Origin of the sequence: Streptomyces sp. NPDC006872 (assembly GCF_040635845.1) — a bacterium.
Classification (GTDB): Bacteria; Actinomycetota; Actinomycetes; order Streptomycetales; family Streptomycetaceae; genus Streptomyces.
The window spans coordinates 370,060-384,851 of the sequence record NZ_JBEYIL010000003.1 but is presented as its reverse complement, the minus strand read 5'-3'; the positions used below and the strand labels follow the sequence as shown (position 1 = coordinate 384,851).

The window sequence follows — 14,792 nt, the reverse complement described above, 5'->3', positions numbered from 1 at the left end:
AACGCCTGGTGTGAGGTTGATGACGTGCAGAAACCGCGCCCGGACAACGCACGGGAATTGATCGCCCCAGGGAAAGGGGCTGCCGATCAACTCCGGGCCCGCCAGCCTCGAACTCGTCCGAGCACTCGAGGAACTGGAGAGCACCCGCATGTCATCCCTGGCAACCAAGACGTCGCGCCTCGGCCGAGCCGCCGTCGTCGCCGGCACCGCCGCCGCGCTGACCCTCGGCCTGACCGGCAGTGCCGACGCGGCGATCCTCACCCCCTTCCCCTACATGGGCGCCGGCGCCCCCACGCAGGAGAAGTTCCAGCCGCTGTTCGACTACGACAGCGACAGCTGCTTCCCGGCCGCCGCCGTCGACTCCAGTGGCCGCCTCAACGGGGGTCTGAACAACTCCGGCTCGATCACCGGCGGCTGCCGCACCAACCACCTCGGCAAGGCCAACACCTACTCGCGGTCCAAGTGCGACAAGGGCACCGGCTGGTGCGCCGTCGTCTACACCCTGTACATGGAGAAGGACCAGGGCAACGCCGTCGTCGAGATCGGCCACCGGCACGAGTGGGAGGCCGCCGTGGTCTGGTGGCACGGCAACGACGAGTGGCCGAGCTATGTGTCGACGTCCGCCCACGGCAACTACACGACCAAGCGGTTCAACGACGTCGAGCGGGTCGGCAAGCGCTTCAAGGTCGTCTACCACAAGGAAGGCGAGTTCGGCACGCACTCCTTCCGCTTCGCCAAGGTCGGCGAGAAGGCGGAGGCCTGGGGCGGCGACAACTGGGACCGTCCGGCCCTGGTCCCCTACGACACCCTGTGGAGCCAGAACCGCACGGCCTTCAACGCGCTCGCCAACTCCGACTGGGGCCAGGCCAACTTCCCGCTCCAGGACAAGAACGACCGCTTCCGCAACACCCTGAACAAGGCCAAGCCGTCCGGTATCGGCTTCAACGCCTGGAGCTGACCTCCAACTGCCGCAACTGCTGCTGGACGTGATCCAGGGCGCCCTCGCGGCGACCGGGCACCCTGGCACGCAACTCGGCGAGCGCCGGCCCGAGCTCACGCGCTCGGGCCGCGCTGTCGATCCGCCCCCACTGGTGGTGCGCCCGGTCCACGGCCGCCTCCACCGCAGGAGCGTCGACCGGCTGCCCCACCTCCAGCCGGACGACGGCGACGGCCAGCCACGTCCGGCAGCTCCGCTCGGCGTCCCCGGCGAACATCGCCAGATCCGCCCGGACCTCGGCCCAGTGCAGGGCCTCCTCGGACCCCCGCCCGTGGGCGACCACGGCTGCCTGCTCCCAACGGGCGGCGAGGGAATCGGCATCGGCATGCCGCCCGGCCTGGACGGCCCCGGAGATGGCGGTATGGGGATCGGCGTCCTGGTCTTTCGGCCAAGGTGCGGCAGGGGCGGACAGCACCAGGTCCGCCGTCTCCCCCTCCCCGGCGAGTCGAGTGAGCGCGGCCTGGTGCAACCGCGAGATCTCCGGCCGCTCCCCACTGCGCAGTATCGTCGCGACCGCCTTCATATAGGACGGCGCCGCAACCCCCCGCCGCCCCGCGGGCGGAGGCGCGACCCGCCCGTACACGGCGGCCCCGGGCCCGCAGTCCAGCACGTTCGCGCGCAGCCACTCCCAGACTTCGGCGTCCGCATGCAGATCGAGCACCACCGTCGTGGACCCGGCCGCCCGCAACCGCAGCTCCTCCCGGAACCAGTGCCACGGCAGCGCCGTGTACCGCACGGTCGACGGCGTCGTCCGCGCCAACGCGAGATGCGGCAGCCGCTGACGCCGGTCGAGGTGCAGTTGTCCGGCGACGAACAGGGTCAGCGGCCCGGGCGCGGCCGCCGCGGCCCGCAGCCGGGTCAGCACGGCCTGCGGCTCCAGCGGATCGGCGAGTTCGACGACGTTCGCGGTGTCGGTGCCGGCCAGCACGGAGGGCGTCACGGCCGCCAGCACGGGGAGCACGGAGGCCGCGTCCACCAGACGTCCCTTGCCCATGGGCGAGGCCGCGAGCACCAGCACGGTTCCGGTCATGGTCCCCTCCCCTGTCGATCACGTACGTCAGCACGGTAACCGCTGCTGCTGCAAAGGGAGGTCTCAGGCCTGCAGACGCCGTACGGCGAAAACGGTCGTGTCGTCGTCGAGGCGCCCCCCGCAGTGGCGCAGCGTGCCGTCCCGCACGAAGGCGACCAGACGGCCCGGTTCGGCGTCGTGCGGATCGCGGGCGAGGGCCGCCGCGACCTCCTCGGCCAGCGGGTAGAACTCCCCGGCGCGGTCGCGTGCCTCGGTCACCCCGTCGGTGACCAACAGCAGCGTCGCGCCCGCGGCGACGGTCACCCGCAGGACCTGCGGCGGCCCGGCCTGCCCGACGACGAGCTCACCGAGCCCGAGCGGAAGCCGGTCGCCCTGCGGCAGCGCCCGTACGGCGCCCGCCGCCCCGCCGACCGCGAGCACCGGCTCATGCCCGAACCCGACGATCTCGATGTCTTCGATGTCGTCGGTGTCGTCGGTGTTTTCGATGTCCTCGGCGTCCTCGGCGTCCTCGGCGTCCTCGGCGTCCTCGGTCCTCGCGACGGCTCCCTTCGCGGCCTCCTCCCGCACCGGGAAGGCGATGAGCACGGCCGTCGCGAACCGGTCGCCGTCCGCCCGCCCGAGCGCCACCGTGTGCTGCCGATGCCGTCGCATCCGGGTCTCCAGCCGCGCGGCGACGACGCCCAGGTCCGCCTCGTGGTACGCGGCCTCGCGGAACGTGCCCAGCAGCGCGGCCGCCGTCTCCACCGCGCCCAGCCCCTTGCCCTGCACATCGCCGAGGAGGACACGGGTGCCGTGCGGGCCGGGCTGGATGTCGTAGAAGTCGCCGCCCATCCGGGCGTCGGCGTCGGCGGCGAGGTAGACCGCCGCGTGGTCGAGGCCGCCCCAGCCCGGCGGCAGCGGGCGCAGCACCGTACGGCGGGTCGTCTCGGCGATGTCCATCATGTGCAGCATCCGCCGCTCGGCGCGCACCCGGACCGACGCGGCCAGCACGGACAGCAGACCGCCGACGAGGACCAGGACGAAGTCGGCGGGGCCCTCCCGGTACTCGGAGGGCCAGGCGGCGTCGCTGGTGGCGTAGGCGACGAGGGCGAGCGCCGCGAAGAGCGCCGTCGTCCAGACCCCGCACAGCGCGGAGGCGATGGCGGCGACGAACACGCACCACGAGACGATCCGGAACTCGCCGGTGCTGTTGAAGTCGGCGTAGGTGATGACGACGAGCACGAGCAGCGGCACCAGCCAGGTGATGCTGCGGCCCTTGATCTGGAGCAACTGGTGACGTTGCAGGACGTCCCGGCGCCGGGCCCGCGGACGGCGGTCCATGAGACGAGCGAAACACGGGCCGGGACCGCCCGCATCCGGGAACCCGTCCCGCACGGCCCCGGCCACCGACTTGCCAGCGCCCCGCCCCAGGTGTGCCCTGGAGGGAGGCGGGGCGAGGAGAGAGGAGTGCTCCCATGTCTCATGCGGTGCCCACGTCGGGAGTACCGGCCGAGCGGAACCCGTTCGCACGGCCGCGGACACCCAACGTCTTCAGCGAACGGTTCCACCGCAACGCCCAGGCGTCGACGGCCGTGGTACTGGGGCTCGTCTACGGCTACTGGGTCGCGGCCAACAACCGCTCCGGCGGCCCGATCACCGGCTGGAACGTCCTGCTCGGCTTCGTGAGCGCGTTCGCGTTCGCGGCGCTGTACCTGGGCATCCACGCCCTGGCCCCCCACATGCGGCGCGAAGTGCACGCCTTGCTGTGGACGGCCTTCGCCGGCTGCGCCTTCGGCTTCCTGTACAGCCAGACCGGCGCGTCCGTCCTGCGCTCCACGGGCATGGCGCTGGCGGTCTCGGCCGTCACCATGGCCACACTCTTCTACCGCTACTACACGCACGAGGACGCGGAAGGACACCGCATCCGCTGACTCCCGCCACATGGGCCCCGGCGTGGTACGCCGGGGCCCATGCGTTCCCTCATCCCTCCACTCACCGGCCGACCGGGATCCTCTCCCAGCCGTCCGACGAGGTCTGTCCCCCAGAACCAGGAAACACCCGTTCGGGCGAACCCTCCACCGGAACATGTCACGGTGCGCCACCCGTACGGCCGCGATGGGCTCGCGCTCACCGCCCCGACCCCGTTGCCTTGAGGCGTGTCCCGAAGCCTGCGGACCGCTCTCTCGGCCGCCCTCATCGCGCTGTCCTGCCTGTTCACGCCGTTCGGCGCGCTCGCGGCCTGGGCGGCGTACGGCCTGACCGACACCCGCGGCTATGTGACCACGATGGCGCCGCTCGCCTCCGACCCGGCCGTGCGGGACGCCGTCGCGGACACGGTGGGTGACGGTGTGGCACGCGAGTCCGGGCTGAACCCGGTCTTCCTGCGGGAGGCGGTCCGCTCGTTCACCGCGACCCGCGCCTACCGCAGCGCGTGGGACGCGGGCAACGAGGCGGCGCACACGGCGGTCATGCACGCGCTCCGCGATGACGGCCGCGACAGCCGCGAGGGCCGCGCCGACGAGCCGGTCACCGTGGACCTGGCGACCGTCACCGCTCCGCTCAGACGCCAACTGACGGTCGATCACGTGCCGTTCGCCGAACGCATCCCCGTCGAGCACACGCGCGTGGCGCTGCTCCCCTCCGACGACCTGACCGCACTCCGGAAGGGCTATCGCGTGCTGGACGTAGCCGGTTTCTGGCTTCCCCTGACGGCCGTCGTGTTCGCGGTGGCCGGTATCGCGGTCGCGGCCTGCCGTCGCCGGGCGATCACCGCGACCGCCCTCGGCACGGCCCTGGGCGGCGCGTTCCTGGGCCTCGCGGTCGCCGTCGGCCGCCGGCTGACCCTCGCCGACCTCCCCGACCCGGCCCACCGCCCGGCCGCGGGCGCCGTCTACGACGCCCTCACCGCCACCCTGCGCACGGCCTCCTGGCTGCTGCTCGCGCTGGGCCTGACGATGGCGGCGGCGACCTGGCTCAGCCGGCCCGGCTCTCCGGCGGTCCGGCTGCTGCGACGCCGGCGAGCGTCCGCAGCGCCCGCGCAAGCTCCGGAGGCGGAGCCGACGCGAGTCCGAGCCTGACCGCGTCCGGCGTGCGATGCGGGTCGACGGCGAAGGCGGTACCCGGGGTGACGGCGATGCCGTGCGCGGCGGCCGCGGCCGTGAAGGTGTCCGCCCGCCATGGCGCGGGCAGCTCCCACCAGGCGAAATAGGCGCGCGGATCGGTCCGTACGGTGAACCCCGCGAGGTGCTCGGCGAGGATCGCCTGCCGTCGGGCGACGTCCGCCCGCTTCTCCTCGACGAGCCGGCGCACCACCCCGTCGCCCGTCCACCGCACGGCCGCCTCCACCGCGAACCGCCCCGCGCTCCACCCCCCGGACCGCACCGCGGCCCCCACCGCCTCCACCCGCTGCTCGGGCACGACGAGAAACCCGACGGTCAGCCCGGGCGCGACCCGCTTGGACAGTCCGTCGACGACATGGGTGAGCCCGGGGGCGTGGACGGCGAGCGGAACGGCGTCCGGGTGGAGGAACGACCAGATGCGGTCCTCGACGACGGGCAGCCCCGACTCGACGACCAGCCGCCCGAGTTCGTTCCGCCGCCGCTCGCTCATGGTCGCCGCCGTCGGGTTGTGCAGGGTCGGCTGGAGGTAGAGGGCGGAGAGCGGAGCGGCGCGGTGGACGGCGGCGAGCGCGTCCGGCCGCACGCCTTCCGCGTCGCCGGGGAGCGGCACGAGCACCAGCCCCAACCGCCCGGCGATCTCCTTGACCAGCGGATACGTCAGCTCCTCCACCCCGACCCGGCCGCCCGGCCGGACCAGGGAGGCGAGAGCGGCGGCGATGGCCTGACGGGCGTTGCCGGCGAAGAGGAGCCGGGAGGGCTCCGGCCGCCAGTCGGGGAGAGCCAGGAGGTCGGCGGCGGCCTCGCGGGCCGCCGCGGTCCCGTCGGCGGCGCCCGGACGCATCGCCTCCGTCAACGCGTCGGCCCGCAGCAGCGGCGCGAGGGAGGGCGCGAGCAGCTCGGACTGGCCCGGCACGGCCGGGTAGTTGAGCTCCAGGTTGACGGGCGCGGCGGTGGCCGACTCGATGAGCGCGCGCCCCTGCGCCCCGCCCGGCGCGGCCCGCACGAAGGTGCCCCGGCCGACCTCCCCCACCACCAGCCCGCGCCGTACGAGTTCGCCGTAGACCCGCCCGGCGGTCGAGGGCGCGATGCGATGCCGGCGCGCGAACCACCGCTGCGGAGGCAGCCGTTGACCGGGGCGGAGCCGCCCGACGGCGATGTCTTCGGCGATGCGGTCGGCGATGGACCGGAAGTCACCCACTCCCGCCCCCCTTCTTTCTGGGATTGCTGGGATTGCACCGAGGGCAAAGATCTTATTGCACCGAGGATTTCGGCCGCCCTACTGTCGATCACATGGCGCTTCCCCTTGTACTCGTCCACGGCCACCCCTTCGACCACACGATGTGGACCCCTCAGATCGAGGCGTTCTCGCCCACCCGCCGGGTGATCGCCCCGGACCTGCGCGGCTACGGAACCTCCCCGGCGGTCCCGGGCATCACACTGCTCTCCGACTTCGCGCAGGACATCGAGTCGCTGCTGGACGAGCTGAAGGTGGAGACCTTCGTGCTGGCCGGTCTGTCGATGGGCGGCCAGATCGCGATGGAGTGCTACGCGCGGCTCGGCGACCGCGTCCGGGGCCTGGTCCTCGCCGACACCTTCGCCGAGCCGGAGACCCCCGGCGGCCGGCTGGCCCGCAACGCCATGGCCGACCGGCTGCTCGCGGAGGGCATGGCCGGCTACGCCGACGAGGTCCTGGAAAAGATGGTCGCCCCCTACGCCGACCCGGCCGTCAAGGCGCACGTCCACCGCATGATGACGGCCACCTCCCCCGAGGGCGCGGCGGCGGCCCTGCGCGGCCGGGCCGAACGCCCCGACTACCGGCCCCTGTTGACACAGGTCACGGTCCCCGCGCTGGTCGTGGTCGGCGAGGACGACGAGTACACCCCGGTGTCGGACGCGGCGGCGATGCACACGGCGCTCCCCGACGCCGAACTCCATGTCGTCGCCCGCGCGGCCCACCTGCCGAACCTGGAGCGGGCGGCGGAGTTCAACGAGGTGCTGGAGAACTTCCTGGCGAAGGTCGAGGCGTAGCCTGGCCGGGATGCGTTCGACACGCGTGCGGCTCCTCGGCGCCTGGTGTGCGGGGCTGCTGCTGGCCGGGGTGAGTGCGGTCGTCGGGTGTCGGGTCGCCGACGCCGACGGCGTCACGCCCGTGCCGCAGCTGCTGGCGTTTCTGCCGTGGCTGATCGTGCCCACCGGGGCCGGGATCCTCGTCACGATGCTGGCCCGCTGGTGGACCGGGCTGCTGTGGGGAGTCGTCGTGCTCGGGCTGCTCGCCTGGTTCGTCGAGCCGTACGGGACCGGTGACGAACCCGGGGGCCCGGCGCTGGCCCGGCTGCGGGTGCTGACGTCGAACGTCGAGTTCGGATGGGCGACCGACGCCCTGATCCCGGTGGTCCGGCGCGAGAAACCGGACCTCGTGTTCGTACAGGAGTGCGAGTACACCTGCCAGGCGGCCGTACGGAAACAGCTCGGGGACGCATACCCCTACCGGCAGGCCGTGCCCGGGGACAGCTCCGTCGGCTCGGTCGTCGTCAGCCGGTATCCGTTGACGGCGGCGGAGGGCGTGCCCGGCGAGATGGGGATGCCGGGAGCGGTCGCCGACGTCGACGGAGTGGCCGTACGGCTCCAGCTCGCGCATCCCAAGCCGCCGCTGCCCGGCCAGGTGACCGTGTGGCAGCGGGAGCTGGGGCGACTGCGCGACTTCGCCGCCGCCCACCGGGACGGCCCGCTCATCCTCGCCGGCGACTTCAACGCCTCCCAGGACCACGCCGTCTTCCGCCGCATCCTCGACACCGGGCTGCGCGACGCGGCCCGCCTGGCCGGCGAGGACCGCGAGCCCAGCTGGCCGAGCAGCACCACGCCCGCCTTCGGCGCGCAGATCGACCACGTCCTCGTCTCGAAGCAGTTCGCGGCGAGCGACGCCCGCTTTCTCCGCCTCGACGGCACCGACCACCGCGCGCTGCTGGTGACCCTCACCCTGCACCAGGCCTGACGGCAGCGCCCCGAAGGGGCGCGGGGCGCTCACATTTGCGGCTCCGCCGCGCGGGCGCGACCAGCCACGACGGCGCCGCAGCAGAACGACGGCGCATCGCGGCAGATCGCGGCACTTCCAGCGGAGCGCCTAGCGACCGATGTCCTGGCCGTCCTTCCGCCAGACGGCCACGACGGCCGGGCGGACGTACTTGCCCGCGCCGTCCGGCCAGGCGCTGGCCGGCTTGTCGACGGTCGCGCCGTCGATCTCGCCCGGGTGCTGCACGGCGACGAGGACCCGACGGTCCTGGATGAGCGGACCGCAGGTCTCCGCGCCCTTCGGGACGGTCAGGAACTGCTTGAGCTCACCGCGCCGCGGACCGGTGGTGGCCACGCCGAAGAGCCCGTCGTGCGAGCCGAGCTGGGAGCCGTCGGTGGAGATCCACAGGTTGCCGTACGGGTCGAAGGCCACGTTGTCCGGGCAGGAGATCGGGCTGACGTCGTCCTTCGGGAAGCCCGCGAAGTAGGTCGCCGGGTCGTCGGGGTCACCGGCGACGAGGAACAGCGACCAGGCGAAGGCCGTGCTCTCGGGACGGTTGCGCGCCTCGGTCAGCTCCAGGACGTGCCCGTGCTTGTTGGCGTTGCGCGGGTTGGCCTCGTCGGCCTTGGCGTTCGAGCCGACGCCGCGGTTGGTGTTGTTGGTCAGCGCGATGTACACCTTGCCGCTGACGGGCGACGGCTCGATGTCCTCGGGCCGGTCCATCTTGGTGGCGCCCACCTTGTCGCCGGCCAGCCGCGTGAAGACGAAGACCTCTTCCGCGGTCATGCCCTCGACGTGCGAGACGGCGCCCTCGGCGGTGGCGGTGGCGATCGGGATCCACTGGCCGCTGCCGTCGAACTCGCCGTCGGCGGGCAGCTTGCCGGTGCCGTCGATCTCGATGGCGGGGGAGTCGCCGGTCAGCTTGGCGACGTACAGGGTGCCCTCGTCGAGCAGCGACAGGTTGTGCTCGCGCACGGCCCGGCTCGACCCCTTCTTCATACGCTTGCTGCCGACGAACTTGTAGAAGTAGTCGAACCGCTCGTCGTCGCCGGAGTAGACGACCGGCCGCCCGTCCGCGGTCATCCGCACGGTCGCGGCCTCGTGCTTGAACCGCCCGAGAGCGGTGTGCTTGCGGGGCGTCGAGGTCGGGTCGTAAGGATCGAATTCGACGACATAGCCGAACCGGTGGACCTCGTTGGGCTCCTGGGCGACGTCGAACCGCTTGTCGAACCTCTCCCACTTGCGCTCGGTGGCCCCGGTCCCGATCCCATAACGCTTGTCGGTGGCCCGGCTGCTGTTGGCGAAGTACTGGTTGAAGTTCTCCTCGCCGTGGAGCGTGGTGCCCCAGGGGGTCGTCCCGCCGGAGCAGTTGTTGAGCGTGCCGAAGACCTTGCGACCGGTCGGGTCGACGGAGGTCTTGAGCAGGTCGGACCCGGCGGCGGGCCCGGTGAGCCGGAACTCGGTGGTGGCGGTGACCCGCCGGTTGAGGTGATGCCGGGGGACGGCGGTCAGCTTCCCGGTCCTGCGGTCCTCCTCCACGACGACAGCGGCCAGCCCATGGGCCGCCCAGGCGACCTCGACCTGCTGCCGGGTCGGGTTGGCGGCGTCGTAGCCGCGGAACATGAGGATCTCGTCGGTGTACTCGTGGTTGGCGACGAGCAGCTGCCGGTCGCACTCGCCCGGGAGGGGCAGCAGCGCCAGGAAGTCGTTGTTGTACCCGAACTGACCGGCCTGCGCGGCGGCGGTCTGGTTCTCCGGGTCGAAGGCGGGAGCACCGCGCAGAATGGGCTCGCCCCAGCGGATGACGACGTTCTGCCCGTACCCGTCCGGGACGGTGACGGCGTCGAGGGTGTTCGGAGCGACGGAGCTGTAGCGCAGCCCGCGGGCCGCGCTGCCTGCGCCGCCGGGTTTCTTGGAGGCCTGCGCGGCGGCGACCGGCAGCGCACCGGCGGTCCCGGCAGCGGCCGCGACGGTCACGACGGCGGCGGCGCGCATCATCGTCCGGCGGCCGATGGCCCCCGCGATGACGTCACCGACGTACTCGTTGTCGCTGGTGTTGGGCACCTCGTGGAAACAGGCGTCACCACACCGGAAACGGCAGGTCATGGCGGAGCGACCGCCGGGATGGGACTGGGACGGCGTTCCGATCAACGGCAGAAGCTTGCGCACCTTTAATCTCCCCTTGCATGCCCTTGGTGTGAGCGTGACGGTAGGGGCACGTATGTGCGGAGGCGCTGCCGCAGCATGAACGAAGGGTGAATCCCAGGCATCCACAAGGGTGTTGGACTTGCGCGGAGGCGGCGGGGAGGCGGTATTGACACACCTGGATTCCCCACACTCACCCCTGCCCAAGATCACCACCCAGGGCCGCTAACCTTACGTGTCCGTCCTGGCCAGGGATTTACGGGCATCAACTCATGCGAAGGGTTGCGCATATGGGCATTCTCACTCTCCTGCGGAACGCGTTCGGCAGGTCCCGCAAGGGGCGTCCCGCCGAGGCAGAGGGTGCGGAACAGGTTCCTTCGCAGGAACGAACCGCCGCCCCTGAGGAGCGGGACCACGAGGCGACCGCGCCCACTCCGGCGCCGAAGCCGGAACCGACGGTCCCGTCCCCGTCCCCCGAACCCACCCCGAAGCCCACCCCGACCGCCCAGGTCCCCGAACCCCGCCCGTCGACCGACGACGAACACGACCTCGTCGCGGCAGCCTTCGACAACGTGTCGGTCCCGAAGCCGACGAGGTCGGAGGACCAGACAGGAACAAACGATCAGCCTGTGGCTGTGGCTGTGGCTGTGGACGCGGATGCGGACGGGGCTGCGGCTGCGGACACGGCTGCGGCTGTGGAGCCGGCTGCGGACGCGGATGTGGAGCCCGCTGCGGATCCGGCTGAGGCTGCGGACGCGGTTGCGGACGCGGCTGTGCCGGACGCCGAGGCTGAGACCGAGGTGACGACCGCGGAGGAGGCTACGGCTGACGCCGAGGCGGCCCCCGAGGCTGAGGCGGCCCCTGAGGCTGAGGCCGAGGTGACGCCGACGGCTGAGGCGGAAGCCGAGGCGGAGGTGACGCCGACGGCGGCCCCCGAGGCTGAGGCTGAGCCGACGGCTGAGGAGCCGGCTGAGGAGCCGGCAGCGGAGGCCCAGGCCGAGGCGCCGACGGCTGACGCCGAGGCGGAGGCCGAGCCTGTGGCTGTGGCCGAGGCCGAGGCCGAGGCCGAGGCCGAGGAGCCCGCGTCGGAACCGGTGACCGAGGTCGCCGAGGCCGAGGAGCCCGAGGCGGAAGCCGCCCCGGAGGCGACCGCAGAGGCGGCGGCGTCCGAGGAGCCCACGTCCGAAACGGTGACCGAGGTCGCCGAGCCCGAGGCGGAAGCCACGCCGGAGGCGACCGCAGAGGCGGCGGCGTCCGAGGAGCCCACGTCCGAAACGGTGACCGAGGTCGCCGAGCCCGAGGCGGAAGCCACGCCGGTCGCCGAGCCCGTCGCCGAGGTCGCCGAGACCGAGACCGAGCCGGTCGCGGCGACGGCGGAGCCGGCGTCCGAGCCCGAGGCCGAGGCCGCTCCGGAGGCCACAGCAGCCGCCGAGCCCGAGGCCGAGGCCGAGGTCGCCCCTGAGCCGGACCCGGAGCCCGAGCCGGTCGCGGTTCCGGTCACCGAGGAACCGGCCGCCGAGGCGGAAGTGTCCCCGGAGCCCGAGCCTGCTGCCGCCGAGGCGAAGCCCGAGGCCGAGCCGGTCGTGGCTGCCGTCGCCGAGGAGGCAGAGGCGGAGCCCGTTCCCGCGCCGGCCGCCGAGGCCGAGGCCGAGCCGGTCGCGACCGCCGTCGCCGAGGCGGCGGAGCCCGAGGCCGATGCGGAGGCCGCACCCGCCTCCGTCCCCACCCCCGTCGCCGCGGTCGCCGATGGCGGGGACGCACCACAGGGGCCACCCGCACCCGACGACGAAAGCGTCACGGGTGGTGCGGGTGGGAACACTGCCGCCGAGGGCGGAGCCGAGGCGGAGGTGGCGGGCAACACCCCTGACCTCCCCCCCGGCCTCGCCACCGCCTACGAAGCCGCAGCAGCAACCCTCGCCAAAACCCACCTCACCGACGCCCGAGCCAAGCTCTACCTCGTGCTCGACCGCTCAGCGTCCATGCGTCCGTACTACAAGGACGGCTCCGCCCAGGCCCTCGCCGAGCAGACCCTCGCCCTCGCCGCCCACCTCGACCCCGAGGGCCCGGAGAAGACGAAGGTCCACGTCACCTTCTTCTCCACGGAGGTGGACGGCACCGGCGAACTCACCCTCGCCGACCACGAGAACAAGATCGACGACCTGCACGCAGGGCTCGGCCGCATGGGCCGCACCAGCTACCACGCCGCCGTCGAGGACGTCCTCACCCAGCACCAGAAGGAAGCCCCCGGCACCCCCGCCCTGGTCGTCTTCCAGACCGACGGCGCCCCGGACGCGAAGACCCCCGCCACCCAGGCCCTCACGGACGCCGCGAAGGCCCACCCCGCGGTGTTCTTCTCCTTCGTCGCCTTCGGTGACCCGGAGAACAAGGCGTTCGACTACCTCCGCAAGCTGAAGCTGGCCAACACGACCCACTTCCTCGCCGGCGAGACCCCGCGCGAGCTCACGGACACGGAGGTCTACGAGGGCATCCTGGCGAACTGGCGCCCGTAGCCCCGTAGCCCTGAAGATCACCAATCGGCCGCCCGTCTCCCACCCCGTAAAACGGGAGGCGGGCGGCCCACCCATGTCGGCTACGATTTCAAGTTCAAGGCTCATAAGAACGACCGACGCAAAAACGGCCGCGACAACCGCCGCAACAACCGACTGGGAGCAGCCTCCGATGGCTCGACACCTCATCACCAGCGCCCTTCCGTACATCAACGGAATCAAGCACCTGGGCAACATGGTGGGGTCCATGCTCCCGGCGGACGTGTACTCCCGGTACCTCCGCCAGCGCGGCCACGACGTCCTCTACATCTGCGCGACGGACGAGCACGGCACGCCGGCCGAACTCGCGGCCAAGGAGCAGGGGCTCCCGGTCGCCGAGTTCTGCGCGCAGGCGCACGACGCGCAGAAGGCCGTCTACGATGGATTCGCACTCGCGTTCGACTACTTCGGTCGCAGCTCCTCCGCCCAGAACGTGGAGATCACGCAGCACTTCGCCCGCCGCCTGAACGAGAACGGCTTCATCGAAGAGCGCGCCATCCGCCAGGTGTACTCGCCCGCCGACGGCCGTTTCCTCCCGGACCGCTATGTGGAGGGCACCTGCCCGCACTGCGGCTACGACAAGGCCCGCGGCGACCAGTGCGAGAACTGCACCCGCGTCCTGGACCCCACGGACCTGATCAACCCCCGCTCGGCGATCTCGGGATCGACGGAGCTCGAGGTCCGCGAGACCAAGCACCTCTTCCTCCTCCAGTCGAAGCTCCAGCACGAGGTCGAGGAGTGGGTCGCCCGGCACGAGGCGGACTGGCCGCAGCTGGCCTCCTCCATCGCCCGCAAGTGGCTGACCGAGGGCCTGCACGACCGCGCCATCACCCGTGACCTGGACTGGGGCGTCCCGGTGCCGGCCGACACCTGGCCGGAGCTGGCGGCGGACGGCAAGGTCTTCTACGTGTGGTTCGACGCCCCGATCGAGTACATCGCGGCGACGAAGGAATGGTCGGACGCGGCGCCCGCCGGTGAGACCAGGGACTGGAAGTCCTGGTGGTACGAGGCGGACGACACCGTCCGCTACACGGAGTTCATGGCGAAGGACAACGTCCCGTTCCACACGGTGATGTTCCCGGCCACCGAGCTCGGCGTCCGCGAGCCGTGGAAGAAGGTCGACTACGTCAAGGCCTTCAACTGGCTGACGTACTACGGCGGCAAGTTCTCCACGTCCCAGAAGCGCGGCGTCTTCACCGACCAGGCCCTGGACATCCTCCCGGCGGACTACTGGCGCTACTTCCTCATCGCCAACGCCCCCGAGTCGGACGACTCCTCGTTCACCTGGGAGCACTTCACGGCCACGGTCAACAAGGACCTCGCCGACACCCTGGGCAACTTCGTCAACCGCGTCCTGTCCTTCTCCAAGAAGCGCTTCGGCGACGAGGTCCCGGCGGGCGACGCGCCCGGCGAGGCGGAGGCGAAGCTGGGCGAGCAGATCGCCGAGCTCCTCGCGGAGTACGAGTCCCAGATGGAGTCCCTCCAGTTCCGCAAGGCGGCGGCCGCCCTGCGCGCCCTGTGGTCGGCCGGCAACTCCTATCTGGAGGAGAAGGCCCCCTGGCTGGAGATCAAGACGGACAAGGACGCCGCGGCCCTCACCCTGCGCACGGCGATGAACCTGATCCACCTCTACGCGGTGGTCTCGGAGCCGTTCATCCCGTCGACGGCGAAGACCATGCGCGAGGCCTTCGCCCTGCCGGACGACACGGCGACCTGGATCACGGCGGACGAGGCCCGAGCCCTGACCGCCGTCCCCGCAGGCACCCCCTTCACCGTCCCCCCGGTCCTCTTCGCCAAGCTCACGGACGAGGACCTGGAGGCATACAAGGAGCGCTTCGGCGGCACCGAGGGCTGACGTCTCCCGGCAAGCCCCGCCAGGGAAGAACCTGGCGGGGAAGGGAAAAACGAAGACGGAGAAGATGTAGAGGAAAAGACGAAGGTCTTCCCCCGGCTTCGGCATGTTCTC

11 protein-coding genes are annotated in these 14,792 nt (G+C 72.0%); 7 read left to right on the top strand and 4 right to left on the bottom strand.

Going from position 1 to position 14,792, the window contains the following annotated elements; translation table 11 throughout:
* The first annotated feature begins 148 nt into the window (after positions 1–148).
* Positions 149–958, top strand: a complete 810-nt coding sequence (locus ABZ725_RS10730; RefSeq protein ID WP_358802342.1) for an NPP1 family protein — start codon at positions 149–151, stop codon at positions 956–958.
* Here the strand turns inward: ABZ725_RS10730 and ABZ725_RS10725 are convergent.
* Together ABZ725_RS10725 and ABZ725_RS10720 are read right to left on the bottom strand one after the other, a co-directional pair.
* Positions 942–2,027 carry a hypothetical protein gene (locus ABZ725_RS10725; protein WP_358802341.1) on the bottom strand — a complete coding sequence of 362 codons (1,086 nt, stop codon included), beginning with the start codon at positions 2,025–2,027 and terminating at the stop codon, positions 942–944. The two genes, ABZ725_RS10730 and ABZ725_RS10725, sit on opposite strands and share 17 nt — an antisense overlap.
* A gap of 63 nt (positions 2,028–2,090) precedes the next feature.
* Positions 2,091–3,347, bottom strand: coding sequence for a PP2C family protein-serine/threonine phosphatase (locus ABZ725_RS10720; protein ID WP_358802340.1), 1,257 nt, complete (start codon positions 3,345–3,347; stop codon positions 2,091–2,093).
* A gap of 134 nt (positions 3,348–3,481) precedes the next feature.
* On the opposite strand from ABZ725_RS10720, the gene ABZ725_RS10715 reads away from it, so the two are divergent.
* Complete coding sequence (locus ABZ725_RS10715) at positions 3,482–3,937, top strand: hypothetical protein (protein ID WP_358802339.1); 456 nt, start codon at positions 3,482–3,484, stop codon at positions 3,935–3,937.
* A 225-nt stretch (positions 3,938–4,162) separates the two neighbouring features.
* Entirely contained in the window at positions 4,163–5,083 is a 921-nt protein-coding gene (locus ABZ725_RS10710) for a hypothetical protein (protein WP_358802338.1), read from the top strand.
* Here ABZ725_RS10710 and ABZ725_RS10705 read toward each other — a convergent pair.
* The gene (locus tag ABZ725_RS10705; RefSeq protein ID WP_358802337.1) at positions 4,980–6,323 is read right to left on the bottom strand and encodes a PLP-dependent aminotransferase family protein; all 1,344 of its coding nucleotides are present in this window, start codon (positions 6,321–6,323) and stop codon (positions 4,980–4,982) included. The two genes, ABZ725_RS10710 and ABZ725_RS10705, sit on opposite strands and share 104 nt — an antisense overlap.
* Before the next feature lie 92 nt (positions 6,324–6,415).
* On the opposite strand from ABZ725_RS10705, the gene ABZ725_RS10700 reads away from it, so the two are divergent.
* Both ABZ725_RS10700 and ABZ725_RS10695 read left to right on the top strand, forming a co-directional pair.
* A complete protein-coding gene (locus ABZ725_RS10700; protein WP_358802336.1) occupies positions 6,416–7,153 on the top strand; it encodes an alpha/beta hydrolase in 738 nt (245 codons plus the stop codon).
* 10 nt (positions 7,154–7,163) lie between these two features.
* Positions 7,164–8,117 (top strand): endonuclease/exonuclease/phosphatase family protein, encoded by a 954-nt coding sequence (locus ABZ725_RS10695; protein WP_358802335.1) that lies wholly within the window; start codon positions 7,164–7,166, stop codon positions 8,115–8,117.
* 129 nt (positions 8,118–8,246) lie between these two features.
* Here the strand turns inward: ABZ725_RS10695 and ABZ725_RS10690 are convergent, their stop codons facing one another.
* Positions 8,247–10,304: a PhoX family protein gene (locus tag ABZ725_RS10690; protein ID WP_358802334.1), complete on the bottom strand. Its 2,058-nt coding sequence runs from the start codon at positions 10,302–10,304 to the stop codon at positions 8,247–8,249.
* A 266-nt stretch (positions 10,305–10,570) separates the two neighbouring features.
* Here ABZ725_RS10690 and ABZ725_RS10685 point away from each other — a divergent pair, with 266 nt between their 5' ends.
* Positions 10,571–12,790, top strand: a complete 2,220-nt coding sequence (locus ABZ725_RS10685; RefSeq protein ID WP_358802333.1) for a VWA domain-containing protein — start codon at positions 10,571–10,573, stop codon at positions 12,788–12,790.
* A gap of 169 nt (positions 12,791–12,959) precedes the next feature.
* Entirely contained in the window at positions 12,960–14,681 is a 1,722-nt protein-coding gene (gene metG / locus ABZ725_RS10680; RefSeq protein WP_358802332.1) for a methionine--tRNA ligase, read from the top strand.
* Positions 14,682–14,792: the final 111 nt, after the last annotated feature.